The sequence below is a fragment of the Streptomyces sp. NPDC058691 genome (assembly GCF_042714775.1).
Classification (GTDB): Bacteria; Actinomycetota; Actinomycetes; order Streptomycetales; family Streptomycetaceae; genus Actinacidiphila.
This window is the reverse complement of the sequence record NZ_JBHXSO010000028.1, coordinates 54,092-81,010: the sequence shown is the minus strand read 5'-3', so window position 1 is coordinate 81,010 and position 26,919 is coordinate 54,092. Positions and strand designations below refer to the sequence as shown.

General features: G+C 72.1%; 23 protein-coding genes. 14 read left to right on the top strand and 9 right to left on the bottom strand.

The window, feature by feature from the left end; all coding sequences use genetic code 11:
- Nucleotides 1-765: 765 nt before the first annotated feature.
- The 8 genes from ACFWVC_RS21060 (at nt 766) to pssA (ending at nt 10,739) form a co-directional block, all read left to right on the top strand.
- The gene (locus ACFWVC_RS21060) at nt 766-2,553 is read left to right on the top strand and encodes a 3-hydroxyacyl-CoA dehydrogenase family protein (RefSeq protein WP_384287951.1); all 1,788 of its coding nucleotides are present in this window, start codon (nt 766-768) and stop codon (nt 2,551-2,553) included.
- Between the two features lie 97 nt (nt 2,554-2,650).
- On the top strand, nt 2,651-3,409 hold the full coding sequence (locus tag ACFWVC_RS21055; RefSeq protein WP_384287949.1) for a TetR/AcrR family transcriptional regulator: 759 nt from the start codon (nt 2,651-2,653) through the stop codon (nt 3,407-3,409).
- Nucleotides 3,410-3,918: 509 nt separating this feature from the next.
- Nucleotides 3,919-5,256: a crotonyl-CoA carboxylase/reductase gene (gene ccrA / locus ACFWVC_RS21050; protein ID WP_384287946.1), complete on the top strand. Its 1,338-nt coding sequence runs from the start codon at nt 3,919-3,921 to the stop codon at nt 5,254-5,256.
- Between the two features lie 14 nt (nt 5,257-5,270).
- Nucleotides 5,271-7,283, top strand: coding sequence for a protein meaA (locus tag ACFWVC_RS21045; protein WP_384287944.1), 2,013 nt, complete (start codon nt 5,271-5,273; stop codon nt 7,281-7,283).
- Nucleotides 7,284-7,338: 55 nt separating this feature from the next.
- Nucleotides 7,339-7,842: a MaoC family dehydratase gene (locus tag ACFWVC_RS21040; protein ID WP_384287942.1), complete on the top strand. Its 504-nt coding sequence runs from the start codon at nt 7,339-7,341 to the stop codon at nt 7,840-7,842.
- Between the two features lie 20 nt (nt 7,843-7,862).
- Nucleotides 7,863-9,074 carry an acyl-CoA dehydrogenase family protein gene (locus ACFWVC_RS21035; protein ID WP_384287939.1) on the top strand — a complete coding sequence of 404 codons (1,212 nt, stop codon included), beginning with the start codon at nt 7,863-7,865 and terminating at the stop codon, nt 9,072-9,074.
- Between the two features lie 170 nt (nt 9,075-9,244).
- Nucleotides 9,245-9,901 (top strand): phosphatidylserine decarboxylase, encoded by a 657-nt coding sequence (locus ACFWVC_RS21030; RefSeq protein ID WP_384287937.1) that lies wholly within the window; start codon nt 9,245-9,247, stop codon nt 9,899-9,901.
- A complete protein-coding gene (pssA, locus tag ACFWVC_RS21025) occupies nt 9,888-10,739 on the top strand; it encodes a CDP-diacylglycerol--serine O-phosphatidyltransferase (protein WP_384287934.1) in 852 nt (283 codons plus the stop codon). Before ACFWVC_RS21030 ends, pssA begins: the two co-directional genes overlap by 14 nt.
- An 81-nt stretch (nt 10,740-10,820) precedes the next feature.
- On the opposite strand, the gene ACFWVC_RS21020 is transcribed toward pssA, so the two are convergent.
- Nucleotides 10,821-11,948 (bottom strand): glycerate kinase, encoded by a 1,128-nt coding sequence (locus ACFWVC_RS21020; protein ID WP_384287931.1) that lies wholly within the window; start codon nt 11,946-11,948, stop codon nt 10,821-10,823.
- A gap of 37 nt (nt 11,949-11,985) precedes the next feature.
- Nucleotides 11,986-12,720, bottom strand: coding sequence for a class I SAM-dependent methyltransferase (locus tag ACFWVC_RS21015; protein WP_384287929.1), 735 nt, complete (start codon nt 12,718-12,720; stop codon nt 11,986-11,988).
- Nucleotides 12,721-12,836: 116 nt separating this feature from the next.
- Here ACFWVC_RS21015 and ACFWVC_RS21010 point away from each other — a divergent pair, with 116 nt between their 5' ends.
- Genes ACFWVC_RS21010 through ACFWVC_RS20995 form a run of 4 tightly spaced genes read left to right on the top strand, consistent with a single transcriptional unit; the run spans nt 12,837 to nt 15,884 of the window.
- The gene (locus ACFWVC_RS21010) at nt 12,837-13,901 is read left to right on the top strand and encodes an ADP-ribosylglycohydrolase family protein (RefSeq protein ID WP_384287926.1); all 1,065 of its coding nucleotides are present in this window, start codon (nt 12,837-12,839) and stop codon (nt 13,899-13,901) included.
- Nucleotides 13,902-13,910: 9 nt separating this feature from the next.
- Nucleotides 13,911-14,921 carry a ketopantoate reductase family protein gene (locus ACFWVC_RS21005; RefSeq protein ID WP_384287923.1) on the top strand — a complete coding sequence of 337 codons (1,011 nt, stop codon included), beginning with the start codon at nt 13,911-13,913 and terminating at the stop codon, nt 14,919-14,921.
- On the top strand, nt 14,914-15,324 hold the full coding sequence (locus tag ACFWVC_RS21000; protein WP_384287920.1) for a hypothetical protein: 411 nt from the start codon (nt 14,914-14,916) through the stop codon (nt 15,322-15,324). Before ACFWVC_RS21005 ends, ACFWVC_RS21000 begins: the two co-directional genes overlap by 8 nt.
- 50 nt (nt 15,325-15,374) lie before the next feature.
- Entirely contained in the window at nt 15,375-15,884 is a 510-nt protein-coding gene (locus ACFWVC_RS20995; RefSeq protein WP_384287915.1) for an NUDIX domain-containing protein, read from the top strand.
- 20 nt (nt 15,885-15,904) lie between these two features.
- Here ACFWVC_RS20995 and ACFWVC_RS20990 read toward each other — a convergent pair whose 3' ends face one another.
- A complete protein-coding gene (locus tag ACFWVC_RS20990; protein ID WP_384287912.1) occupies nt 15,905-17,698 on the bottom strand; it encodes a gamma-glutamyltransferase family protein in 1,794 nt (597 codons plus the stop codon).
- Between the two features lie 40 nt (nt 17,699-17,738).
- Between ACFWVC_RS20990 and ACFWVC_RS20985 the strand changes: the two genes are divergently transcribed.
- Both ACFWVC_RS20985 and ACFWVC_RS20980 read left to right on the top strand, forming a co-directional pair.
- Nucleotides 17,739-18,557, top strand: a complete 819-nt coding sequence (locus ACFWVC_RS20985; RefSeq protein WP_384287909.1) for a nucleotidyltransferase domain-containing protein — start codon at nt 17,739-17,741, stop codon at nt 18,555-18,557.
- A gap of 78 nt (nt 18,558-18,635) precedes the next feature.
- Nucleotides 18,636-19,382 (top strand): NAD-dependent deacetylase, encoded by a 747-nt coding sequence (locus tag ACFWVC_RS20980; RefSeq protein ID WP_384287902.1) that lies wholly within the window; start codon nt 18,636-18,638, stop codon nt 19,380-19,382.
- A gap of 25 nt (nt 19,383-19,407) precedes the next feature.
- Here the strand turns inward: ACFWVC_RS20980 and ACFWVC_RS20975 are convergent, their stop codons facing one another.
- From ACFWVC_RS20975 to hydA, 6 genes are all read right to left on the bottom strand, one after another.
- The gene (locus ACFWVC_RS20975; RefSeq protein ID WP_384287897.1) at nt 19,408-20,391 is read right to left on the bottom strand and encodes an aldo/keto reductase; all 984 of its coding nucleotides are present in this window, start codon (nt 20,389-20,391) and stop codon (nt 19,408-19,410) included.
- A 66-nt stretch (nt 20,392-20,457) separates the two neighbouring features.
- A complete protein-coding gene (locus ACFWVC_RS20970; RefSeq protein ID WP_384287893.1) occupies nt 20,458-21,891 on the bottom strand; it encodes a phytoene desaturase family protein in 1,434 nt (477 codons plus the stop codon).
- A complete protein-coding gene (locus ACFWVC_RS20965) occupies nt 21,888-22,706 on the bottom strand; it encodes an inositol monophosphatase family protein (protein WP_384287889.1) in 819 nt (272 codons plus the stop codon). Before ACFWVC_RS20965 ends, ACFWVC_RS20970 begins: the two co-directional genes overlap by 4 nt.
- A 75-nt stretch (nt 22,707-22,781) precedes the next feature.
- A complete protein-coding gene (locus ACFWVC_RS20960; protein WP_384287885.1) occupies nt 22,782-24,320 on the bottom strand; it encodes an NCS1 family nucleobase:cation symporter-1 in 1,539 nt (512 codons plus the stop codon).
- A gap of 16 nt (nt 24,321-24,336) precedes the next feature.
- Nucleotides 24,337-25,356 carry a TIGR03842 family LLM class F420-dependent oxidoreductase gene (locus ACFWVC_RS20955; RefSeq protein WP_384287880.1) on the bottom strand — a complete coding sequence of 340 codons (1,020 nt, stop codon included), beginning with the start codon at nt 25,354-25,356 and terminating at the stop codon, nt 24,337-24,339.
- 26 nt (nt 25,357-25,382) lie between these two features.
- Nucleotides 25,383-26,789 carry a dihydropyrimidinase gene (gene hydA / locus ACFWVC_RS20950; protein ID WP_384287876.1) on the bottom strand — a complete coding sequence of 469 codons (1,407 nt, stop codon included), beginning with the start codon at nt 26,787-26,789 and terminating at the stop codon, nt 25,383-25,385.
- Nucleotides 26,790-26,919: the final 130 nt, after the last annotated feature.

Below are 26,919 nucleotides of genomic sequence, written 5' to 3'. Positions count from 1 at the left end.
GACGGCGCGTCCGGTTCCGCAGCGGCGCCGCCGAGCAGTGCGAAGAGCGGCCCGGCGATCTCCGGCGCGCGCTTGGCCGCCAGCGTCTCCAGGGAGTAGCGGCGCTCGTCCTCCGTGCCGCCGGGCAGGACACCGAGCAGGACGGGGACACCGGGCGAGCGGCCCGCCGCCACGTCGAGCAGTGCCCGTTCCTCGGGGCCGAGGAACGGCCGCACCATTGCGGCGGCGTCCCCGGACGCGGCCACGCGACGCACATAGGCGTCGCGGGACTCTCCGCGGCCCGGGGTGGCGAAGGCCAGCAGCCCGATGACGCGGCGCGGCTCGCCCCGCTCCCGCAGGTCGGCGAGGGTCGGGTCGCCGGAGCGCACGGACTCGTAGAGGACGCCGGCCCGTCGTGCCGCGCGGCTCCCCCCGGCGTGCGCTTCCCCCGCGTCGTCCACAGCGTCCCCTCTCGCCTGCCGTTCACCCTAATGGCGCGCTCATCTGTCAGAGGTGCAAATCACATGGGCGGTAGGCCTGGCGCGTTGGTTACTCGCCAGTTACCCTCTAACCAACGCACTCAGCGGCCTAGTGACGCAGCCGCCGTGTGCCGCCGCCGTCGGTTCGGCACCATCGCGGCGCAGCCCCGGGACAGGGCTCGCCAGCATCTCCACGCGGGCACGCACATCCACGCGTACTTGCCCCGCGGCTCCTCCAACTCCTCTCCCGCCCGCGCCTGTGCCACGAAGACGCACGGCGCGGACCCTCAGCAACTGGAGTTCCGCGATGGACCGTCCACGACCCTTCCGCACTGTCGCCGTCGTCGGCCTCGGCACCATGGGCACCGGCATCGCCGAGGTCATGGCGCGCGCCGGTCACGAGGTGATCGGCATCGAGACCGACGAGGCCGCGGCGCGCCGCGCCGTCGCCTCCCTGGAGTCCGCCACCGCCCGCGCCGTGCAGCGCGAGCGCATGACGGAGTCCGAGCGCGGCGGCGTCCTGGCCCGCTTCCGCACGTTCACCGACCTCCAGGCGGCGGCCGATGCCGATCTGGTCATCGAGGTCGTCACCGAGCACTTCGAGATCAAGCGCGAGGTCCTGTGCGGGCTGGACGCCGTCGTCAAGCCCGACGCGATCATCGCGACCGGCACCAACGCGCTGTCGGTGACGGAACTCGCCTCCCGCACCTCGCGCCCCGACCGCGTCCTCGGCCTCCACTTCTTCGCGCCGGCCCCGGCCATGAAGCTGGTCGAGGTCGTCTCGACGGTGCTGACCTCGCCCGAGGCCACCGAGGGGGTGACCGCCCTCGTCCGGGGCCTGGGCAAGGAGCCGGTGGCGGTCGGCGACCGCCCGGGCTTCATCGCCGACGGGCTGCTCTTCGGCTACCTGAACCAGGCCGCCGCCATGTACGAGTCCCGCTACGCCACCCGCGAGGACATCGACGCGGCGATGCGGCTCGGCTGCGGTCTGCCCATGGGCCCGCTCGCGCTGCTGGACCTGATCGGCATCGACACCGCCCAGACCGTGCTGGAGGCCATGTACCAGGCCTCACACGACCGCCTGCACGCCCCGGCACCGATCCTCGGCCAGCTCACCGCCGCGGGCCTGCTGGGCCGCAAGACCGGCCGCGGCTTCTACACGTACGAGGCCCCGTGCAGCGCCACCGTCGTGGCGGACACCGAGACGCCCGCCGCGGGCGGCGGGGCCGCGGCCGGCCGCCCCGTGCGGCGCGTCGGTGTGGCGGGCTCGGGCACCATGGCCACCGGCATCGCGGAGGTCTTCGCCAAGTCGGGCCACGAGGTCGTGCTGGCCGCCCGCGGCCAGGAGAAGGCCGACAAGGCCCTGACGACGCTCGCCAAGTCCCTGGACCGGTCCGTGGCCAAGGGCCGGCTCACCCAGGAGCAGCGGGACGAGGCAGTGGCCCGGGTGACCGCCGCCGGTTCGCTGGACGCGTTCGCGGACGTCGATCTGGCGGTCGAGGCGGTCGCCGAGGACCTGGCGGTCAAGCAGCAGCTCTTCGCGACCCTGGACAAGGTCTGCAAGCCGGGCGCGATCCTGGCCACGACCACCTCCTCGCTGCCCGTGGTCGCCATCGCGACCGCGACGTCCCGCCCTGGCGACGTCATCGGCATGCACTTCTTCAACCCCGCACCGGCCATGAAACTGGTCGAGGTGGTGCGCACGGTCCTGACCGAGGACGACGTGCACGCGACCGTGCGCGAGGTCTGCGGCAAGGTCAGGAAGCACGCCGTGGACTGCGGCGACCGGGCCGGGTTCATCGTCAACGCGCTGCTGTTCCCGTACCTGAACAACGCCGTGAAGATGGTGCAGGAGCACTACGCGACGGTGGAGGACATCGACGCCGCGATGAAGCTCGGGGGCGGCTACCCGATGGGTCCGTTCGAGCTGCTGGACGTCGTGGGGCTGGACGTCTCCCTGGCGATCGAGCAGGTGCTGCACAAGGAGTTCCGCGACCCGGGCCTGGCACCGGCGCCGCTCCTGGAGCACCTGGTGTCGGCGGGCTGCCTGGGCCGCAAGACCGGTCGCGGCTTCCGCGAGTATGCCCGGCGCTGAGCCTGCGGACGGCTGGGGCGGCCTGCTCGGGCCGCCCCACAGGTTGCGGAAGCCGGGCCCCGCCCATGAGTCGGCGGGAATGCAGTACGTTCGCGGTATGTCCCAGCCCGCGAAGCCCACCCGTACGTCCTCCGCGACCGCCCAGCGCCACCGCGTGCGCCAGGAGCTGGCGGCCGCGGCGATGCACCTCTTCGCGAGCCAGGGCTACGAGGCGACGACCGTGGACGAGATCGCGGCCGCGGCCGGGGTCGCCCGGCGGACGTTCTTCCGGCACTTCCGCTCCAAGGAAGAGGCGATCTTCCCCGACCACGACGACACCCTGGTGCGGGTCGGGGAGGTGCTGGACTCCGCGGAGCCCCACGAGCACCCGCTGGACACGGTCTGCCGCGGCATCACCGAGGTGCTGCGGATGTACGCGGAGGCGCCCGAGGTCTCCGTCGAGCGCTACCGCCTGACCCGGGAGATCCCGATCCTGCGCGAGCGCGAGATCGCCTCGGTGGCCCGCTACGAGCGGCTGTTCACGCGTTATCTGCTGGGCCACTTCGACGAGAGCGCCCACCATGACGGCGACGACGACCCACTGCTGGCAGAGGTCGCGGCGTCCGCGGTGGTCGCCGCCCACAACCACGTGCTGCGGCGCTGGCTGCGGGCGGGCGGCAAGGGCGACGTGGAGGTGCAGCTCGACCACGCCTTCGAGGTCATCAAGACCACCTTCGGCACGGGGATCGGCCGCCGCCCGGTCCCGGCCCCGGTGCTCGCCTCCCATCACGGCGAAGTGGTCGTGGCCGTCGCACGCACCGACGCCTCGCCCGCGGAGGTCATGCGGACCATCGAGAAGGCCCTGAAGGGCGCGTAGGCGCCTCGCCGGCCTCTCGGGGCCCTCCCTGCGCCGGGCACGGCGTGGCACGCCGTGCCACCTTCCCCGCCCCCTCCCCACCGCGCTCCGGACGGCCGTGGGCTCCCCGACTCGCCGCCCGGGCCGGCCGGTGGGACGGTGGGATACCCCCGCACACCGCGTCCGCCGCGACGGCACCTCCTGACACTCGCCCACCCACCGCTCAGATGTGCAGCCGTGATGCCATTTGAGAAAAATTGTTGGCACCCAGTGTCTTGCCGAGTGGCACGCGGTGCCATACCGTGAAAGCAGTCCGGGCGGGCGGCGTGCAGCGAACCCTCGCACGCCGTCTGTCCCCAAAGGCCCGGACGCCTGCGTCACAGGCATTCCACCCGCGCCACCAAGCGCTCTCGCTCGATCCGTGCGACCGTCACGGAAACAGCACAACCGCCGAACCGACGGCACGACCCACCGCAACCCCCGACGTTCCCTCAAGCGTCCCTACGTCGCGCTTCGCCGGAGGCATCACCGTGAAGGACATCCTCGACGCCATCATGGCGTCCGAAAGCACGGCCGCGGACTTCGCGGCCCTCCCGCTCCCCGAGTCGTACCGCGCCGTCACCGTCCGCAAGGACGAGGCCGGCATGTTCGAGGGCCTGGAGAGCAGCGAGAAGGACCCGCGCAAGTCGCTGCACGTGGACGATGTGCCCGTGCCCGAGCTCGGCCCGGGCGAGGCCCTGGTGGCCGTCATGGCCAGCTCGGTGAACTACAACTCGGTGTGGACCTCGATCTTCGAGCCGATGTCCACCTTCGGCTTCCTGGAGCGGTACGGCAAGCTCTCCCCGCTCACCAAGCGCCACGACCTGCCGTACCACATCATCGGCTCCGACCTGGCGGGCGTCGTCCTGCGCACCGGCCCCGGCGTGAACGCCTGGCGGCCCGGCGACGAGGTGGTCGCGCACTGCTTGTCCGTGGAACTGGAGTCCGCCGACGGCCACAACGACACGATGCTCGACCCCGAGCAGCGCATCTGGGGCTTCGAGACCAACTTCGGCGGCCTCGCCGAGATCGCCCTGGTGAAGTCCAACCAGCTGATGCCCAAGCCGAAGCACCTCAGCTGGGAGGAGGCCGCGGCACCCGGCCTGGTGAACTCCACCGCCTACCGGCAGTTGGTCTCCCGCAACGGCGCCGGGATGAAGCAGGGCGACAACGTCCTGATCTGGGGGGCCAGCGGCGGCCTCGGTTCGTACGCCACACAGTTCGCGCTGGCCGGCGGCGCCACCCCGATCTGTGTGGTGTCCTCGCCGCAGAAGGCGGAGATCTGCCGCAGCATGGGCGCAGAGGCGATCATCGACCGCAATGCCGAGGACTACCGGTTCTGGAAGGACGAGCACACCCAGGACCCCAAGGAGTGGAAGCGCCTCGGCAAGCGCATCCGCGAGCTGACCGGCGGCGAGGACGTCGACATCGTCTTCGAGCACCCCGGCCGCGAGACCTTCGGCGCCTCGGTGTACGTCACGCGCAAGGGCGGCACGATCGTCACCTGCGCCTCGACCTCGGGCTTCACCCACGAGTACGACAACCGCTACCTGTGGATGTCGCTCAAGCGCATCGTCGGCTCGCACTTCGCGAACTACCGCGAGGCGTGGGAGGCCAACCGGCTCGTGGCCAAGGGAAAGATCCACCCGACGCTGTCGCGGACGTACAGCCTGGAGGACACCGGCCAGGCCGCCTACGACGTGCACCGCAACCTCCACCAGGGCAAGGTCGGCGTGCTGGCGCTGGCCCCGCAGGAGGGGCTCGGCGTCCGGGACGAGGAGATGCGGGCCCGGCACATCGACGCCATCAACCGCTTCCGGAACATCTGAGATCGGGAACGAGCATGAGCGAGCGTCAGAAGGACCGTCCGTGGCTGATGCGGACCTACGCCGGGCACTCCACCGCCGAGGCGTCCAACGCCCTGTACCGGCGTAATCTCGCCAAGGGCCAGACCGGCCTGTCGGTCGCGTTCGACCTCCCGACGCAGACCGGTTACGACCCCGACCACATCCTCGCCCGCGGCGAGGTGGGCCGGGTCGGGGTCCCGGTCGCCCATCTCGGCGACATGCGCCGGCTCTTCCAGGACATCCCCCTGGACGGGATGAACACCTCGATGACCATCAATGCCAGCGCCATGTGGCTGCTGGCGCTGTATCAGGTCGTCGCGGAGGAGCAGGGCGCCGCTGTCACGGAGCTCCAGGGGACGACGCAGAACGACATCGTCAAGGAGTACCTGTCGCGCGGGACGTACGTCTTCCCGCCCGTGCCCTCGCTGCGGCTGACGACCGACATGATCGCCTACACGGTCAGCCACATCCCCAAGTGGAACCCGATCAACATCTGCAGCTACCACCTGCAGGAGGCGGGCGCCACTCCGGTCCAGGAGATCGCGTACTCCATGGCGACGGCGATCGCCGTCCTGGACGCCGTCCGCGACTCCGGACAGGTGCCGCAGGAGCGCATGGGCGACGTCGTGGCGCGCATCTCCTTCTTCGTGAACGCCGGCGTGCGCTTCGTCGAGGAGATGTGCAAGATGCGCGCCTTCACGCGCATCTGGGACCAGGTCACCAAGGAGCGCTACGGGATCGAGAACCCCAAGCAGCGCCGCTTCCGCTACGGCGTCCAGGTCAACTCGCTCGGCCTGACCGAGGCCCAGCCGGAGAACAACGTCCAGCGCATCGTCCTGGAGATGCTGGCCGTGACGCTCTCCAAGGACGCCCGCGCCCGCGCCGTGCAGCTGCCGGCCTGGAACGAGGCGCTGGGGCTGCCGCGTCCCTGGGACCAGCAGTGGTCCCTGCGCATCCAGCAGGTGCTGGCGCACGAGAGCGACCTGCTGGAGTACGCGGACATCTTCGACGGCAGCCACGTCGTGGAGGCGAAGGTCGGCGAGCTGGTCGAGCAGTCGCTGGCCGAGATCGGGCGCATCCAGGAGATGGGCGGCGCCATGGCCGCCGTCGAGTCGGGCTACCTGAAGTCGCAACTGGTCTCCTCGCACGCCGAGCGCCGCGCGCGGATCGAGTCCGGCGACGAGAAGATCATCGGGGTCAACTGCTACGAGGGCACCGAGCCCAGCCCGCTGACCTCGGACCTGGACGGCGCCGTCATGACCGTCGACCCGGAGAACGAGGCCCGGGTCGTGGCCGCCCTCCACGACTGGCGCGACAACCGGGACGAGTCCCGCGCCCAGAAGTCCCTGGAAGCCCTCAAGGCGGCCGCCGCCGGGACCGCCAACCTGATGGAGGCCACCTTGGAGTGCGCGCGGGCCGGCGTGACCACCGGCGAGTGGTCCTGGGCCCTGCGCGACGTCTTCGGGGAGTACCGGGCGCCGACCGGCGTCGGCGGCGCCCCCGTCGCGGTCACCGCCGAGGCGGGCACGCCGCTGGCCGAGGTGCGCCGCAAGGTGGCGCTCACGGCCCAGGAGCTGGGCGGCGGCAAGCTGCGGCTGCTCGTCGGCAAGCCGGGCCTCGACGGCCACTCCAATGGCGCCGAGCAGATCGCCGTGCGGGCCCGCGACGCCGGCTTCGAGGTGGTCTACCAGGGCATCAGGCTGACGCCCGAGCAGATCGTGTCGGCGGCGGTCGCCGAGGACGTCCACTGCGTCGGCCTGTCGATCCTGTCCGGCTCGCACGCGGAGCTCGTGCCGGACGTCCTGGAGCGGCTGCGCCGCACGGGGGCGGAGGACGTCCCGGTCATCGCCGGCGGCATCATCCCCCCGGCGGACGCGGCCAAGCTGATCGAGTGCGGCGTGGCCGCCGTGTTCACGCCGAAGGACTTCGGAATCACCGAGATCATCGGCAGGATCGTGGACGAGATCCGCAAGGCGAACAAGCTGGACCCGCTGGAGGTCCCCGCGTGATCGCCGCAGAAGTCACCCGTACGAGCAAGCACGACATCCCGGAGGCGCAGAAGCGATGCAGTTCGGCCGCACGTATGAAGAGTTCGAGGTCGGCGCTGTCTACAAGCACTGGCCCGGGAAGACCGTCACCGAGTACGACGACCACCTCTTCTGCCTTCTGACCATGAACCACCACCCGCTCCACATGGACGCGAACTACGCCGAGCAGACCACCGATTTCGGCAGGAACGTCGTCGTGGGCAACTACATCTACTCCCTGCTGCTGGGCATGTCCGTCCCCGACGTCTCCGGCAAGGCGATCGCCAATCTGGAGGTCGAGTCGCTGAAGCACGTGGCGCCGACCTTCCACGGCGACACGATCTACGGCGAGACCACCGTGCTGGACAAGTGGCCGTCGAAGTCCAAGGACGACCGGGGCATCGTCCAGGTGGAGACCAAGGGCTACAAGCAGGACGGCACCCTGGTGTGCGTTTTCCGCCGGAAGGTGATGGTCCCGACCGCCACCTACATCAAGGAACGCGGCGGCGAGCAGCCCGGCCGCCCGTCCGTCGCCCACTGAACTCGTAGGAGAAACGACAGATGAGCCGTCTCGCCCAGACCGACGGGCTGACCGACATCCAGCAGGAGATCCTCTCCACGGTCCGCAGCTTTGTCGACAAGGAGATCCTCCCGGTCGCCAATGAACTGGAGCACAAGGACGAGTACCCCACCGACATCGTCGAGGGGCTGAAGGAGCTCGGCATCTTCGGCCTGATGATCCCTGAGGAGTACGGCGGCCTCGGCGAGTCCCTGCTCACCTATGCCCTGACGGTCGAGGAGATCGCCCGCGGCTGGATGAGCGTGTCGGGCATCATCAACACCCATTTCATCGTCGCCTACATGCTCAAGCAGCACGGCACACAGGAGCAGAAGGACCACTTCCTGCCCAGGATGGCCACCGGCGAGGTGCGTGGCGCGTTCTCGATGTCGGAGCCGGGCCTGGGCTCCGACGTCTCCGCCATCCGCACCAAGGCCGTCCGCGACGGTGACGACTACGTCATCAACGGCCAGAAGATGTGGCTGACCAACGGCGGCACGTCCAACCTCGTCGCGGTCCTGTGCCGCACGGACGAGGGCCAGCCCGAGGGCGCGGCCCCGCACAAGTCCATGACGACCTTCCTCATCGAGAAGGAGCCGGGCTTCGGCCCGAACCCGACGGTGAAGGGCCTCACGGTGCCCGGGAAGATCGAGAAGATGGGCTACAAGGGCGTCGACACGACCGAGCTCATCCTCGAGGATGTGAAGATTCCGTCAAATCGGGTCCTGGGCGGCGAGAGCGGCCGCGGTTTTTACCAAATGATGGACGGCGTCGAGGTCGGCCGGGTCAATGTGGCCGCCCGCGGCTGCGGCGTGGCACGGCGTGCCTTCGAACTGGGGATCGCGTACGCCCAGCAGCGGCACACCTTCGGCAAGCCGATCGCGCAGCACCAGGCGATCCAGTTCAAGCTGTCCGAAATGGCCACCAAGGTGGAGGCCGCGCACGCGCTGATGGTCAACGCCGCACGCAAGAAGGATTCCGGCCAGCGCAACGACCTCGAGGCCGGCATGGCGAAGTACCTGGCCTCGGAGTACTGCAAGGAGGTCGTCGAGGACGCGTTCCGCATCCACGGCGGCTACGGCTTCTCCAAGGAGTACGAGATCGAGCGCCTGTACCGCGAGGCACCGATGCTGCTGATCGGCGAGGGCACCGCCGAGATCCAGAAAATGATCATCGGTCGCCGGCTGCTCGAGGAGTACCGGATCCAGGGATGAATGTCTGGGTTGTGACACTTTGTGCGAGCCAAAGGTCACACCCAGTCATCAATAACCGGCCACGGACTCCGCCACTGGCTTGCCCAGTTGCCCGTCACTGCCGATACCATTCACGGAAAGCCGCCGTCCCCAGAACCATCTTGCGGCACCCTCCGCTACGAAGGTCTTCCATGCCCCACAGCCAATCCTCTGCTAAACGCGACAGCCTGGCCGGCGTACGCCTCGCGCGCGGAGCATCGCCGTGGCTCCTCCCGACCGTGGCCACCGCAGCGGTCAGCCTGGCCCGCGCCCGCCGTTCCGGGCGCTGGGCGGCCGTGGCCGTCCCCACCACCGCCCTCGCGGCGGGCATGCTGTGGTTCTTCCGCGACCCCGAGCGGGAGATCGCCCAGGGCCGCGTCATCTCGCCGGCCGACGGTGTGGTGCAGAGCATCATGCCGTGGAAGGACGGGCGCACTCGCGTCGCGATCTTCATGAGCCCGCTGAACGTCCACGTCAACCGTGCCCCCCTCGCGGGCACGGTCACGTCGGTGGAACACATCCCCGGTGGATTCGTTCCGGCGTTCAACAAGGAGAGCGAGAACAACGAGCGCGTCGTCTGGCACTTCGACACCGAGCTCGGCGACATCGAGATGGTGCAGATCGCCGGTGCCGTCGCGCGGCGCATCGTGCCCTACGTCCCGCAGGGCACCAAGGTCGAGCAGGGTGAGCGGATCGGCCTGATCCGGTTCGGCTCCCGCGTCGACATCTACCTCCCCGAGGGCGTCGAGCCCGCCGTCGAGGTCGGCCAGACCACCGTTGCTGGGGTGACTCGCCTTGACCGTGATTGAGCCCGACGCGCAGGCACCGTGGGTCGCCGCGGTGGACGAGGACGACGACGATGACATGCCGCTCTCAACGCGGCTGTCGATAGCGGACGGCCTGACCCTCGGCAACGCGATCTGCGGCTTCATGGCGGTGTACTTCACCACCACCGGAGTCCTGGTCCCGCACCTCATGGGCAACACCGACGGCGGCATGACGCGGCACAGCGCCGCCACCGCCGTGCTGCTGATGCTCATGGCGTCGGTCTTCGACCTCTTCGACGGGCTCGTTGCACGCAAGCTGCGCAGCTCGGCGATGGGCGCGGAGCTCGACAACCTCTCCGACCTCATCAGCTTCGGTCTGGCCCCCGCCTACTTCGTGGTGGTCTGGGGCCTGATCTCCGACGACGCCTACGGCAAGCTGTCGGCGGTGGCCGCCGTCGTGGTGCTGCTCGCGGTCGTCCTGCGGCTCGCCCGGTTCTCCTGCACGACGGTGCGCGAGGGCATCTTCCAGGGCATGCCGAGCCCCTTCGGGGCCATGACCGTGATCTCGGTGGTGCTGCTGGAGCTGCCGTTCATCCCGACGGTGCTGGCCATCGTCGGTGTGGCGTGGCTGATGGTCAGCCGGGTCGAGTACCCCAAGCCGCGGGGCCGGCTCGCCGTGATCACGCTCGCCTGGATCGTGGTCAGCATGGGCTGCCTGGTCTGCTGGGCCTTCGCGGTCCCCGGCGGCGACGTGCTGCTCCAGACGGGCGCGGCCCTGCAGATCTGCGCGGCGGCGGTCATCCCGCTGTTCGCGACGACCCGCCGGGTCAACACGATCCGCAACAACCGCCGTGAGGCGCGTACGGCGCAGCTTCCGTAGCCGTACGACGAACGTCCGTGGGACCCCGAGCCGGGAACGGCTCGGGGTCCCACGCGTTTGCGCCCGCTCGGACGCAGCGGTTCAGAGCAGGACGTCGCGCGCGATGCCGACAGCGAGGCGCTCGAGCAGCGGCCCGGCCTCGGCCATGCAGCGCGCCGGGTCGGGCTCGATGTCGGTGAGAGCGTACGCACGCCGGATGCCCGCGGCGGTCAGCGCGGCCGGCGGCAGGGCGAGGCGCCCGCAGACGGCGACCACCTCGACGTCCCGGGCGCGGGCGGCGGCCGCCACACCGGCCGGGGCCTTGCCGTGCAACGTCTGCTCGTCCAGGGAGCCTTCGCCGGTGATCACCAGATCGGCACGTTCGAGCGCCCGCGCGAAGCCGAGCATGTCCATCAGCACCTGCACACCGGGACGGAAACGCGCCCGCAGGCCGACGAGGGCGCCGAAGCCGACACCGCCCGCCGCGCCCGCGCCGGGCGCCTCGGCGGCCGAGGCGGCGCCCAGCACCTCGGCGAGGCGCGCGAGCGCGGCGTCCAGGGCCTCGACGTCCTCCGGGGAGGCGCCCTTCTGCGGCCCGTAGACCGCGGCCGCGCCCTTCGGCCCGAGCAGCGGATTGTCGACGTCGCTGGCGAGGACCACCTCGGTGTCCGCCAGGCGCGCGTCGAGTCCCGACAGGTCCGCCGAGGCCAGTCCGGCGAGCGCCGCTCCCCCGGGACCCACCGGTACACCCTGCGCGTCCAGCAGCCGTGCGCCGAGCGCGACGAGCATGCCCGCGCCGCCGTCATTGGTGGCGCTGCCGCCGACACCGAGCACCAGGGATCGCGCCCCCGCGTCGAGCGCCGCACGCAGCAGTTCGCCGGTGCCGTAGGTGGTGGCCGTGAGGGGCGCGAAGACCCCCTTCGGCAGATGCCGCAGCCCGGAGGCCTCGGCCATCTCGACGACGGCGGTGTCGCCGCGCAACGCGTACGCGGCGGTGACCGGCTCCCCCAGCGGCCCGGTGACCTCCACCAGCCGCCGTTCGAAGCCCGCGGCGACGGCGGCGTCCACGGTCCCGTCGCCTCCGTCCGCGACGGGCACGGACTCGATGACGACGTCCGGCGCGGCACGCCGCAGCCCCGCGCCGATCCGCTCGGCCACCTCGACGGCGGTGAGTGAACCCTTGAACTTGTCCGCGGCGATCAGTACTCGCGCTCGCCGTGTGTCCGTCACATTGATCTCCCTTACCGCAGGTCGCGCCGCTTGGACCCTATCCCGGGCGGTCCGCGCTGCCCAGCGGCCCCCGGGGGGCCGCGCGGTAGTAGGAGGCGACGGCGGGCTGTCCGGTCCAGTTGGGTCCGGCCGCGGGGTCCGCCCCGAGGTAGCGGAAGGGCAGGCGGACGGTCCGCGGCCCGCGCAGGGTGAGCAGGTGCCGCCGGGAGTCGTAGGTGAAACCCGCCGCCCGCAGGGCCGCCAGCACCGGGCGGCCGGCCGGCGCACCGTCGCCACGGCGGATCGACTCGGGGTCCAGGTGCGCGACCAGCAGCCCCGGGGGGCCGAGCCACGAGGCCGCGCGGCAGAGCAGACCGAGCCGGTCGCCGACGTAGTGCAGCCCGTGGACGCAGGTGATCAGGTCGTACGACCGCCGGGGTGTCCATTCGGCGGCCGAGGCCGTCACGAACTCCACCCCCGGCGGCGCCGGGGCCGGGACGAGGGGGCCCACCAGGTCGACGCCGGTCAGCACCGCCGTCGCCGGGAGCCGCGCCGCGGCTTCGCGCAGGGCCCGGCCCTCGCCGCTGCACAGGTCGAGCCAGGAAGGCGACGCGGACCGGCCGAGCACGTCGCCGACCGGATCGAAGCCGAGTTCACGGGCGTAGCTGTTGACACCGGACAGGCCGCGCTCGCGGTTCATCGTGTTGTTGGCGACCACGGTGGACCGTTCCAGCTCGTCGTCGGGCAGCAGTCGGGGCGCGGTCGCCGGGGCGGTACCGGAGGCTTCGGACACCCGGTCATTGTCCCAGCGCGCCCCGCGCCGGCGGCGCCGGAGGAGGTTCAGGCGACGCGCCGCGTCGGCGGCCACGGCTTCCCGCCGGAGCCGCGGGATTCCGGTAGACCGGGAACATGACGTCATCAACCCCCGGCCTCCAGGACAGGGTCCTCGGCGGCTGGCTGGGCCGCATCGCCGGCAACATGCTCGGCAAGCCCGTCGAGCGCGGCGACCACTGGACCAGGGACCGCATCGACCGCTACCTGCGCCGGGCGGACGCCCTCCCGCTCACGGACTACCTCCCCGCGCTGTCCCCGCCGCCGGACCCCGCAGAGTTCGACCTGCGTCCGGAGTGGCGGCAGTGCACGCGCGGTGGCGTCGACGGCAGTGTGCGGGACGACGACGTCGACTACGCGATCCTCGGCCTGGACCTGCTGGAGACGCACGGGGCGGGCTTCACCACCGAGGAGGTGGGCGAGCTGTGGCTGCTGCGGCTGCCCTACCTGCAGACCTTCACCGCGGAGCGGGCCGCGTACCGCAATCTGGCGACGGGCATCAAACCCCCGCTCAGCGCGACGGTCGACAACCCCTACCAGGAGTTCATCGGCGCCCTCATCCGCGCCGACGTGTACGGCTGGACGTCCCCCGGGGACCCGCGCCGCGCCGCCTCGCTGGCCCGGCGTGACGCGGTGCTGTCGCACACCGGCAACGGCGTCTACGGCGCGATGTGGGCGGCGGCCCTGATCGCGGCCGCGTTCACGGCGCCGGACGCACGGACCGCACTGGAGGCGGCCCTGACCGAGATCCCGCCCGGCTGCCGGCTCTCCCGCACGGTGCGCCGCACCATGGCGCTGCACGAGGCCGGACTCGGCTGGGCGGACACCTTGGGGGACCTCGATCAGGAGACCGGGCACCTGCACTGGATCCACGTCGTGCCCAACGCCGCGGTCATCACCGCCGGACTGCTCTACGGGCAGGGCGACTTCACGACCACGATCGCGCTGACCGTGCGCGGCGGCCTCGACACCGACTCCAACGGCGCCACGGCGGGCTCGGTCGCGGGCGTGCTGTGCGGCGGCGCCGCGATCCCGCCGCAGTGGACGGAACCGCTGGGGGACCGCGTGCGCAGCGCGGTCTTCGGCTTCGACGGGGCCTCGATCGGCGACCTCGCCCGCCGCACGGTCGCACTGGTGCCGTAGGGTCCGCGTGTGCGGTACATCATCATCGGCGCGGGTGCGGTCGGCGGCTCCATCGGCGGGCGGCTGTTCGAGAGCGGGCACGACGTCGTCCTGGTCGCCCGGGGCGAGCACGGCGCGGCGCTGCGGGGCCACGGGCTCACCTTGCGCACGCCTGACGCGACGCTCTCCCTCCCCGTCCCGGTCGCCGACGGGCCCGACGCGCTGGACCTGCGCGACGACGACGTCCTGGTCCTCGCCACGAAGACCCAGGACACCGCCGCCGCGCTCGACACCTGGGCGCCCGTCGCCCAGGGCCTGCCTTTGGTGTGCGCGCAGAACGGTGTCGCCAACGAGCGGATCGCGCTGCGGCGCTTCCCCGACGTGTACGGCATGTGCGTCTGGCTGCCGTCGGCCCATGTGGAGCCCGGTGTCGTGGTCGCTCCGTGCGCACCGCTCACCGGCATGCTGCACCTGGGCCGCTACCCGCACGGCACGGACGCCACGGTCTCGCGCATCGCCGCCGACCTGGAGTCGTCCGCCTTCCTGCGCGCGCCGGTCACCGACGACGTGATGCGATGGAAGTACGCCAAGCTGCTGACGAACCTCGGCAACGCGATCGAGGCGCTGATCGGCCGTGACGAGTCCACGCACGCCCTCCACCAGCGGGCGCGCGCCGAGGGCGCGGCGGTGCTCGACGCGGCGGGCATCGCCTACGCGAGCCAGGCCGAGCAGGCCGCGAAGCGCGGCGACCTCGTCACCGTGCGCCCCGTCGAGGGCGCCCCCCGCGGCGGCGGCTCGACCTGGCAGAGCCTCAGCCGCGCGACCGGCTCGGCCGAGGCCGACCACCTCAACGGCGAAATCGTGCTCCTGGGCCGCCTCCACGGCGTCCCCACCCCCGTCAACGACACGCTCCGCCTTCTGCTCAACCGCGCCGCCCGGGCACGCCGCGCGCCCGGCAGCCTCCCGGCGGCCGACCTCGTGGCGGCGGTCGACGCGGCGGTCGAGGCGGCAGAGGGGTCCTCCGGCAGCTCCCGTGACTGACCCGCCGGGCCACGCGGCGGTGGAGCTGCCCGAGGGGTCCTGGTGGGACTGGGACGTCATCGCGTGGCAGCCGGGCGAGTTCAGGCTCGCCGCCGGCCACGACCTGACCTACCACCACGGGCTGGAGCCGGTCTTCACCGATCCGCTACTCGTCACCTGCCCGGCCTTCTTCCACGACCCCGTGTTCCGCGCACCCAGCGCGGACGAAGCCCTCGCGGTGGCACGGCAACTCGGGGAGCGACCCCTGGTCGCCTTCGAGGCGGACGCGGGCGGCCCCGGCCCGGTCTCGTGCCTTGTCGCGGCGGAACGACTCGACATCGTGCAGGGGACCGTGCTGCACTACCGGCGTGCGGACGCCGCTCCCGGCCGGAGATACGCCCCGTGGGTGCGGCGCGAGGGGTGATCGGGACGACCCGGCGTCCTCGGGACCGCCCCCCGATTAGGTTGGGACCCGTGACGACCTCCGACTTCTCCGCGTACATCGACAGCCTCCCCAAGATCCTCGCCGGCGCCAGCACGCTGTTCCGCGACGCCGACGGCCGCATCCTCATCGCCGAGACCACCTACCGCGAGGACGGCAAGTGGGTGCTGCCCGGCGGCACCATCGAGTCCGCCGACGGGGAGACGCCGCGCGATGGAGCGCGCCGCGAGACGCTGGAGGAGATCGGCCTCGACGTCGAACCCGGCGACCTGCTCGCCGTCGACTGGATCCAGGGCGTTCCGGGGCGCCCGCCGCTCGCCTCGTTCCTCTTCGACGGGGGCGTACTCGACGACGCCGCGCTCGGAGCCGTCCGCCTCCAGGCCGAGGAGCTGTCCGACTGGCGCATGGCGACCCCCGACGAGGCCGAGGCCTACCTCTCCCCCGGCCTCTACCGCCGCGTCCGCGCCGCCCTCACCGCCCTGGCCACGGCCTCCGTCCCCGTCGAACTCGTCAACGGCCTCCCGCCGAGGCCGCGGTCCTGAGACGGCGCCGGGACGAGCCCTCAGCGTCCGACCGCGTAGCCCTGCATGCCGCGGGGGTTGGCCGCGGCCGACAGGACGCCGGTGCGGGGGTCGCGGGCGACGGCGCAGAGGCGGCCCTCGGACCAGGGGGCCGCGATGGTGAGGTCGTGGCCGCGGCGGCGCAGGTCGGCGATGAGCGATTCGCCGAGACGGGACTCGACGGTGAGGCTGCCGGGCTGCATGGCGCGGGGGTGGAAGGAGCTCGGGAAGCCGTCGGTGTGCCAGCTGGGGGCGTCGATGGCGCCCTGGAGGTCGAGGCCGCCGCGGACGTCCTCGCGCAGGGCGACGGCAAGGAAGAAGCTCAGTGACCACTGGTCCTGCTGGTCGCCGCCGGGCGTGCCGAACGCCATCACCGGTACGCCGTCGCGCAGTGCGAGGGACGGGGTGAGGGTGGTGCGCGGACGGCGGCCCGGGGTGAGGGAGTTGGGCAGCCCGGGTTCGAGCCAGGCCATCTGGAGCCGCGTGCCCAGCGCGAAGCCCAGGCCGGGTATGGCGGGGCTGGACTGGAGCCAGCCGCCGCTGGGGGTGGCGGCGACCATGTTGCCCCAGCGATCGACGACATCGAGGTGGCAGGTGTCGCCCCGGGTGGCGCCGTTGTGCGCGACGGTCGGCTCGCCGACGCCCATGGCGTCGAACTTTGGCTCCGCGCCCGGGTCGTGGATCGGGAAGCGCGGCAACCGCGGGGCGCGGCCGCCTGGCCTGCCGGGCCGCAGGTCGTACGAGGCCTGGGCCGGGTCGATCAGGGCGCGCCGGGTGTCGTTGTAGGCGGGCGAGAGCAGTTCGGCGAGGGGGACGGCGGCCGGGTCGGCGTCGCCGTACCAGGCCTCGCGGTCGGCCATGGCGAGCTTGGTGCCCTCGACGAGCGTGTGGACCCAGTCCGCGGTGCCGTACTCCGGCATCTCGGCGGCCTCGGGCAGCAGCGCCAACTGCTGGAGGAGGACGGGGCCCTGGCTCCAGGGGCCGGCCTTGCAGACCGTCCAGCCGTTCCAGTCGTGGCTGACCGGGTCCTCGTAGCGGGCCTCGTAGCCGACGAGGTCGTCCCCGGTCAGGGTCGAGGCGTGCCGCTCCCCGGAGGTGTCCATGGCCGGGCGCGCCGCGAAGTCGGCGATGGCCTCGCCGATGAAGCCCTCGCGCCACACGCGCCGGGCGGCCTCGATCTGTGCTTCCCTGCCGCTTCCCGCGGCCTCCGCCTCGCGCAGCAACCGCCGCCAGGTGGCGGCCAGTTGCGGGTTGCGGAGCAGTTCGCCGGGGCGGGGCGCGGGCAGGTGGAGCTCGGCCGAGGTCGTCCACTCCGTCTCGAACATGGCGCGTACGGACTCGACGGTCGCACCGACCGCCTCCACCGCCGGGTGCCCGTGCTCGGCATAGCCGATGGCGTACGACAGCACCTCGGCGAGCGGCTTCGTGCCGTGGTCGCGCAGCAGGACCATCCACGCGTCGAAGGCACCCGGCACTGCCGCCGCCAGCGGGCCGGTGCCCGGGACGAGGTCGAGACCGAGCGACCGGTAGTGGTCGACGCTCGCACCCGCGGGGGCCGGGCCCTGGCCGCAGAGCACGCGCACGCCGCCGCCCGCCGGGGCGAGGATGATCGGCACTTCGCCGGCCGGCCCGTTGAGGTGCGGTTCCACCACGTGCAGGACGAATCCGGCGGCGACGGCGGCGTCATAGGCGTTGCCGCCGTTCTCCAGCACCGCCATGGCCGACTGCGAGGCCAGCCAGTGCGTGGACGAGACCATGCCGAAAGTGCCCTGAAGGGTGGGCCGGGTGGTGAACAATTGCGTACTCCTCGCGCCGGATGGCTCCTACACTCGCACGATGCCCGAACAGCTTGTGCCCGCACCCCCTGTCGCCGCCATGGCCGAGGCCCTGTCCGGTGTCCCCGGCGTCGTGGGCGTCCTGCTCGGCGGCAGCCGGGCGCGCGGTACGCACCGGCCGGACTCCGACTGGGACCTCGGCGTGTACTACCGCGGCGCACCCGACACAGCCGCCCTCGCCGCGCTCGCGGAGGAGGCGACCGGCGCCCCCGTGGAGGTCGCGGGCCCGGGCGGCTGGGGCCCGTGGGTGAACGGCGGAGCGTGGCTCGACGTCGGCGGCGCCCGGGTCGACTGGATCCTGCGCGACCTGGACCGGGTGCTGCGCGTCTGGGAGGACTGCGCGGCCGGCCGCTACGAGGTGGGCATCCAGCCCGGCCATCCGCTCGGCTTCTGGTCTCCGGCGTACCCCGGCGAGGTGGCACTCGGGCGCGTCCTGGCCGACCCCTCCGGTGAACTGGCCGCGCTGCGCGAACGCACCCGGGTGTACCCCGAGCCGCTGCGGGCGGCGCTGACCGGCGCCGCGTGGGAGGCGGACTTCCTGGTGGTCAACGCCCGCAAGTCGGCGGCGGCGGGCGACGTCCTGCACGCCGCGCTGTGCCTGTCGCGTGCGATCGGCGTGCTCGCCCAGTCCCTGCACGCCCACCACCGCGTCTGGTGCCTGAACGAGAAGGGCGCCCTGGCCGCCGCGGACGCGCTGCCCGGCACCCCGCCCGGTTTCCGGGCCCGGGCCGAGGCGGTGCTGGCCGGGCTGGGTGACCCGGCGAACGCCGTCGAGGCGGCGGCCGGTCTCGTCGCGGAGGTTCGGGAGCGACTGGGCTGAGCGGCCGGGCTGGGCGGCTGAGCGGGCGGCGCGGAAACACGATGGCCGCGTGCCGCCCGGTCTGCGTACGCTCGCCGCATGGACGCGAAGAAGCCGCTCGTCGCGATTCTCAGCGGCGCGGGGATCTCCACCGACTCCGGCATCCCCGACTACCGTGGGCCGAACGGGGTGTGGCGGCGGGACCCCGAGGCCGAGAAGCTCGTGACGTACGAGCACTACATGGCCGACCCGGAGGTCCGCCGCAGGTCCTGGCAGCTGCGCAACGACAGCCCCGCCCTGCGGGCGCGCCCGAACGGGGCGCACGCGGCGATCGTCCGGCTGGAGCGGGCCGGTGTGCCGGTCCGGGTGATCACGCAGAACGTCGACGGGCTGCATCAGATGGCCGGGCTGCCCGAGCGCAAGGTGCTGGAACTGCACGGAACGGCGCGCACGGTCGTGTGCACGCGGTGCCACGACCGCGCCCCGATGGCGGAGGCGCTGGAGCGGGTCCGGGCCGGTGAGGAGGACCCGGCGTGCGCGAAGTGCGGCGGCATCCTGAAGTCGGCCACCGTGATGTTCGGTCAGCGGCTCGACCCGGTGGTGCTGGGGAACGCGATGGCGATCGCGAAGGGCTGTCAGGTGTTCTTCGCGGTGGGCACCAGTCTGCAGGTGCAGCCGGCCGCCTCGCTCGCGGGAATCGCGGCCGAGCACGGTGCGCGGTTGGTGATCGTCAACGCCGAGCCGACGCCGTACGACCCCCTCGCGGACGAGCTGGTGCGCGAGCCGATCGGGACCGCGCTGCCCGCGCTCCTGGACGGCATCGTCCAGGAGGCGGGCACGGGCTGACGCGGGAACCGGGGCCCGCCGGCGGCTACCAGCGGTGGTGGACCTGTGCGCGGATGCGGGTGTCGTAGAGGTCCCGCACGGCGTCCAGCGTGCTCTGCGGCAGCGGCGGCAGGGCCGCGGCCTCGGCGTTGGCGCGGGCCTGGGCGACCGAGCGGGCGCCGGGGATGACCGTGGTGACGCCGGGCTGCTGGATGATCCAGCGCAGCGCGGTCTGCGCCGGGGTCGCGCCCTCCGGCGCCAGCGCGACGAACTCCGCGGCGGCCTCCAGCCCGGTCTCGTAGTCGACGCCGGAGAAGGTCTCGCCCTGGTCGAAGGCCTCGCCGTGCCGGTTGTAGTTCCGGTGGTCGTCGGCGGCGAAGACGGTGTCCTTGGTGTAGCGGCCGGTCAGCAGACCGGACGCGAGCGGCACGCGCGCGATGATCCCGACGCCCGCCTCGGCGGCGGCCGGGAGCACCTGCTCCAGCGGCTTGAGGCGGAAGGGGTTGAGGATGATCTGCACGCTCGCCACACCGGGGCGGGCGATCGCCGTCAGCGCCTCCTCGCAGGTCTCGACGCTCACCGCGTACGCGGCGATCCGCTGCTCCTCGACGAGGGTGTCCAGGGCGTCGAAGACCTCGTCCGAGGAGTACACCGGGGTCGGCGGGCAGTGCAGCTGCACGAGGTCGAGCGTGTCGACGCCCAGGTTCGCGCGCGAACGGTCGTTCCACGCGCGGAAGTTGTCCAGCACGTAGTTCTCGGGGAGCTGCTCGGCGCGGCGGCCCATCTTCGTGGCCACGAAGATGCCGGCGTCGGGGCGCTCCCGCAGGTAGCGGCCGATCAGCTGCTCGCTGCGGCCGTCGCCGTAGACGTCGGCCGTGTCGAAGAAGGTCACACCGGACTCGACGGCGGCGTCCAGCACCGCCAGTGCGTCCTCCTCCCGCACGTCGCCCCAGTCGGCACCCAGCTGCCAGGTGCCGAGACCCACGACGGACGCCTTGCGGCCCGTCCTGCCCAATACGCGCTGCTCCATGTCCGCGATGCTAGTCGCTGTGTCCGACACCTGCGGTCCGGGGCCGTGCCGCGGCTCCGGAGCCGGTCAGCGTCGGGGGACGGCGGCCCCCAGCCGCTTGAGGACCGTGCGGGCCGCGTGGTGGCCCGGCATCCCGTGCACGCCGGGTCCGGGCGGGGTGGCGGAGGAGCACAGGAAGACGGTGGGGCGGGAGGTGGTGTAGGGATTCCACTTCGGCTTGGGGCGGAAGGCGGTCTGCAGGCCGGTGAAGGCGCCGCAGCCGAAGTCGCCGCCGATGTAGTTGAGGTTGCGGGCGGCCAGTTCGGCGGGGCCGCTGACGGCGCGGGCGAGGACGAGGTCCCGGAAGCCGGGGGCGAAGCGCTCGATCTGCCGCTCGACGGCCTCGGTGGCGTCGCCCTGCCAGCCGTTGGGCACGTGGGCGTAGGCCCAGAAGACGTGCTTGCCCTCCGGCGCGCGGCCGGGGTCGACGACGCTCGGCTGCGCGGTGATGAGGAACGGGACGTGCGGGGCGCGGCCCGAGGTGGCCCGGTCCAGGGCGTCGCCGATCTCGCCGTAGGTCGGGCCGACGTGCACGGTGCCGGCCCGCCGCGCGTCGGCGGCGGTCCAGGGCACCGGGCCGTCGAGGGCGTAGTCGATCTTCCAGACGGCGGGGCCGTAGCGGTAGCGGTGATAGGCGTCGCCGAGGCCGGCGATCCGGGCGAGCGCCGTGGGCGAGGTGTCGAAGACGTAGGCGCGCGCGGGCGGCAGTTCGTCGATCTTGCGCACCGTGACACCGGTGTGGACGGTACCGCCCAGCTCGCGCAGGTACGAGGCCAGCGCGTCGGAAAGGCTCTGGGAACCGCCGCGCGGCAGGGGCCAGCCGACCTCGTGCCCGGCGACCGCGAACATCAGCGCGATCGCGCCGGTCAGCGGGCTGTTGAGCGGGGCGACGGTGTGCGCGGCGAGTCCGGCGAGCAGCCCGCGGGCCTTGCGGTCGCGGAACCGCCGGGCCAGCAGCGCCACCGGCGGCAGGCCGGTCAGTCCGAACCGCGCGAAGCCCAGCGGGTCGCGGGGCAGGCCGTGCCACGGGGGCCGCAGGAAGTCGTGGGCCAGGGTGTCCCAGCGCCCGATGTACGGAGCGAGCAGCCGCCGGTAGGTGCCCGCGTCCCGTGGTCCCAGCGAGGCGGCGGTGGCGCCGACGGTGCGGGCCAGGACGGCGGCGGTGCCGTCGTCGAAGGGGTGCGCGAGCGGCAGTTCGGGGTGCAGCCACTCCAGTCCGTGGGCGGCCAGCGGCATGGCGTTGAAGGCGGGCGAGCCCACGCCGAGGGGGTGCACGGCCGAGCAGGGGTCGTGCAGGAAGCCCGGCAGCGTCAGCTCCTCCGTGCGCGCGCCTCCGCCGACGCGGTCGCCGGCCTCGAAGACCTCGACGGACAGCCCGGCGCGGGCGAGTTCGACGGCGGCGGTCAGGCCGTTGGGGCCGGCGCCGACGACGATCGCGTCCAGGACGCGCGCCCGGCTCACCGCTCACCCGCCATGAGGGCGACCACGCGCCGCGCGGTCGCCTCGTCGCGCGCGACGGAGAAGGGGAAGGCGTTGCCGCCCGCGATCCGGAAGGGCTCACCGGCGGCGGTGACACCGGCCCCGCCGGCCTCGGCGACCAGGAGCACTCCGGCCGCGTGGTCCCACGGCGACTCCCAGGTGAAGGCGACGGCGTCCAGGGAGCCCCGGGCGACCTCCAGGTAGTCCAGTCCGGCGCAGGTGCACTGGCGGGCCGTGACACCGTCGGCGCCGAGCCCGTCGAACTGCCGCCTCTCCTGCTCGTCCATGAAGGAGAACTGCGACGTGGCGATCCTCAGCGCGGCGCCCTCGACGTTCTCGGCGGTGCGGATCGGCTCGCCGTTGAGCAGCGCCCCCGCGCCGCGCCGTGCGGTGGCCATCAGGCCGAGGCGCGGCACGTACGTCCACGAGGCGTGCACCTCGCCGTCCCGCGCGAGGGCGACGAGGGTGGCGAACTCGGCCTTGCCGTCGACGAAGTTGGTGGTGCCGTCGACCGGATCGACGATCCAGACCGGGTCGCCGCCGCCGATCCGGCGCAGGACGGAGGGATCGGCGTGCACGGCCTCCTCGCCGACGACGACGGAGCCGGGCAGCAGCGCGGGCAGCTCTTCGGTGAGTCGCCGTTCCGCCTCGCGGTCCGCGACGGTGACCAGGTCCCCGGGGCCGGTCTTGTGGCTGATGTCGGCGGCGGTCAGCTGTCGCCAGCGCGGCACGACCTCCGCTTCGGCGACCGCCCGTACCGCGTCCTCCACGGCCTTGAAGAGTGCGTCATCGATCACTCCCCCATCAGACCAGATCGCTCCGCGCCGTGCGCAGTCGCGGGGGCTTTGGCGGGTTCACGCCGTCCGCGCCGTTCACCCGGTGCGCGCGCGCCGCCTGGCCGGCCACATGAGGAGCACGTAGAGCGCGAAGGACGTGGCCAGGCCGACGGCCCAGCCGTAGTCGGCCAGCGGGCGCAGCGGCGGGATCAGCCCGTCGACGGGGAACGGGCCCTGCTTGGCGCCCTTGGCGTCGACCTTGGAGTGGGAACCGCCGACCGCCAGCAGGGCGCCCGCGGCGAAGGCGGTCACCGCCCGCCAGTTCCAGCCGGCGCGGTACCAGTAGCGGCCGCCGCCCGACTGGTACAGCTCGGGGAGCGCGAGGTGGGTGCCCCGGACGACCCAGTAGTCGGCGATCAGGATGCCCGCGACCGTGCCCAGGATGCCGCCGACGAGCCCGAGCCAGGTGTAGATGTACAGCTCGGGGGTGGAGATCAGCTTCCACGGGAAGATCAGCACCCCGACGACGCCCGTGATCAGCGCGCCGGTACGGAAGTTGATGATCCTCGGGGCGAGGTTGGACAGGTCGTAGGCGGGCGAGACGACGTTGGCGGCGATGTTCACACTGATCGTCGCCACCAGGACGGTGACCAGGGCATAGAGGAGCCCGAAGACACTGTCCGCCTTGCCGGCCAGCTCGACGGGGTCCCAGATGGCCTTGCCGTAGACGGCCTCGGAGCCGGAGGTGACGAGCACGGACAGCACGGCGAAGAGCGTCATGGTCGTCGGCAGGCCCAGGGTCTGCCCCCGGACCTGGGCGCGCTGCCCTGCGCCGAAGCGGGTGAAGTCGGGGATGTTGAGGGACAGCGTCGCCCAGAAGCCGATCATGCCCATCAGGGAGGGGAAGAAGACCTGCCAGAAATCCGGCCCCCAGCCGAGCGAGGACGGCTGGTCCAGCAACTGTCCGAGGCCGCCGGCCTTCCCGGTGATCCAGATGAGCAGCACCAGGGCGCCGACGATGACGAAGGGCGCCGCCCAGTTCTCGAAGCGGCGCAGCGTCTCCATGCCCCGGTAGATGATGGCCAGTTCGAGCGCCCAGAACGCGACGAAGCACAGCCACAGCGTCCACGGGTAGCCGCCGATCCGCGCCGCGCCGGCCCAGCCGCCCCAGATGTTGCCGAGCAGGACGAAGATGCCCTGTCCGCCGATCCACGTCTGGATGCCGAACCACGCGCAGGCCACCGCCGCCCGCAGCAGCGCCGGCAGGTTCGCGCCCCGGACGCCGAACGAGGCGCGGGCCAGCACGGGGAAGGGGATGCCGTACTTGGGCCCGGCGTGGCCGGTGAGCAGCATCGGGGCCAGCACGATGACGTTGGCCAGGGCGATGGTGAACACCGCCTGCTTCCAGTCCATGCCGAGCGCGACCAGGCCGGAAGCGAGCGTCCAGGAAGGGATGTTGTGGGCCATGCCGACCCACAGCGCGGTGAAGTTGTACGTGGTCCACTTGCGTTGGGCCAGCGGGACCGGGAGCAGGTCCTCGTTGGCGTAGCGGCCGTGTGGGGCGGCCGCGCCGGGCGCCAGCTCGACGCGGCCGTCGGTGTGCGTGATCTGGGCGGGGGCCGTGGCCTCCTGCATGTGCGCGTGTCCTCGGTCAGCCGGCGAGGGCGGGGATCACGGTGGCGCCGTAGGCGTCGATGGTGGCCTCCTTGGCGTCGTGCATGTCGTAGAGCGCGAACTGGTCGACGCCCAGGGCCTTGAGGGCGCTCAGCTTCTCGATGTGCCGCTCGGCGGGCCCGATCAGGCAGAAGCGGTCGACGATCTCGTCGGGGACGAAGTCGGTGTGCCGGTTTCCGGCCTTGCCGTGCTCGGCGTAGTCGTAGTCCATCCGGGCCTTGATGTACTCCGTCAGCTCCTCGGGGACGGCGCTGGAGTGGTGGCCGTACTTGGCGACGAGGTCGGCGACGTGGTTGCCGACCATGCCGCCGAACCAGCGGCACTGCTCACGGGCGTGGGCCAGCGCCTGCGGGGAGTCGTCCTCGGTGACGTACGCCGGGGCGGCGACGCAGATCCGCACGTCCCCCGGGTCGCGGCCCGCGGCGACGGCGGCGTCCTTGACCGCCTTGACCATCCACTCGGTCAGATGGACGTCGGCGAGCTGGAGGATGAAGCCGTCGGCCTTCGCCCCGGTCAGCGCCAGCGCCTTCGGTCCGTACGCGGCCATCCAGACGGGGAGCCGGGCGCCCTCCTTGATCCAGGGGATGTGGATGAGGTGCCCGCCGAGGTCGGCCTCGCGGCCTTCGGCGAGCTCGCGGATGACGTGCATGGCCTCTTCGATGCGGGCCAGGGCGTTGGGCTTGCGGCCCGCCACCCGCATCGCCGAGTCACCGCGGCCGATGCCGCAGATCACCCGGTTGCCGAACATGTCCGCGAGCGTGGCGAACGTGGACGCGGTCACCTCCCACGTCCGCGTCCCCGGATTGGTGACCATCGGGCCCACGATCAGCCGCTCGGTCTGCGCCAGGATCTGGCTGTAGATGACGAACGGCTCCTGCCACAGCACCGCCGAGTCGAAGGTCCAGCCGTAGGTGAAGCCGTTGCGCTCGGCACGCTTCATCAGCTCCACGACGCCCGAGGCGGGCGGGTCCGTCTGCAGGACGAGTCCGAAGTCCATGGCTCAACACGCCTCTCTCAGATCTCTCAGGCGAGGTACTGACAGGTGCCCCGCGGGGTGTACTGGCCGTGGCCGGCCCGCCCCACATAGGTGCGGCCCTCGATGACCGGCTCGCCGCGGGAGAAGACGGTCTCCACCCGGCCGGTGATCCGCTTGCCCTCGTAGGCCGAGTAGTCGACGTTCATGTGGTGCGTCTCGGCGGACATGACCTGCTCGGCCGCCGGGTCGTAGATCACGATGTCCGCATCCGCACCCGGCGCGATCGTCCCCTTGCGCGGATACAACCCGAACATCCGTGCCGGAGCAGCACACGCGATCTCGATCCACCGCCGCCGGCTGATGTGCCCGTCCACCACCGCCTGATGCAGCAGATCCATCCGGTTCTCCACCCCCGGCAGCCCGTTCGGAATCTTCGAGAAGTCCCCCCGGCCCAGATCCTTCTGCCCCACGAAGCAGAACGGGCAGTGATCCGTGGACACCACCTGGAGATCGTTGGTCCGCAACCCCCGCCACAACGCCGCCTGATGCTCCTTCGGCCGCAACGGCGTCGAGCACACGTACTTCGCCCCCTCGAAGTCCGGCTCCGCCAGGTTGTCCGTCGACAGGAACAGATACTGCGGACACGTCTCACCGAAGACGTTCAGGCCCTCGTCCCGCGCGAGCGCGATCTGCTCGACCGCCTGCTGCGCCGACACATGGACGACGTAGAGCGGGGAGCCGGCGACCTGGGCGAGGCGGATGGCGCGGTGGGTGGCCTCTGCCTCCAGGAGCGCGTGACGGACCTCGCCGTGGTAGCGGGGGTCGGTCTTCCCGGCGGCCAGCGCCTGCTCGACCAGCACATCGATGGCGATCCCGTTCTCCGCGTGCATCATGATCAGGCCGCCGTTGTCGGCGCCGCGCTGCATGGCGCGCAGGATGCGGCCGTCGTCGCTGTAGAACACCCCCGGATAGGCCATGAACAGCTTGAAGGAGGTCACGCCCTCCTCGACCAGGATGTCCATCTCCTTGAGGGTGTCCTCGTTCACATCGGAGAGGATCATGTGGAAGCCGTAGTCGACGGCGCACTGGGCGTCCGCCTTGGCGTGCCAGGTGTCGAGCCCGGCGCGTAGCGACTCGCCGACCGACTGCACGGCGAAGTCCACGATCGTGGTGGTCCCACCCCAGGCGGCGGCCCGGGTGCCGGTCTCGAAGGTGTCCGAGGCATGGGTACCACCGAAGGGCAGCTCCATGTGCGTATGCGCGTCGACCCCGCCCGGGATGACGTACTTCCCCGTCGCGTCGACGACCCGGTCCGCGGACTCCGTCCAGCCCCGCGCGGCATCGGACTCGTGGGCGGCGAGTGCGGCGACCCGGCCCCCCTCGACGAGCACGTCGGCGTGGATCTCGTCGGCGGCGGTCACGACCAGTCCGCCGCGGATGACGGTGCGGCTCATGCTCCCACTCCTTCCATGGCTGAGGGCGGGGTCGCCGGTGACTCGATGCCATGTCGGAACGGCTCTACGCACGTAGACCCCGGTCGTGGGAAGAACGTATGACCCGTCACCCACGGTGGCAATACCGCTG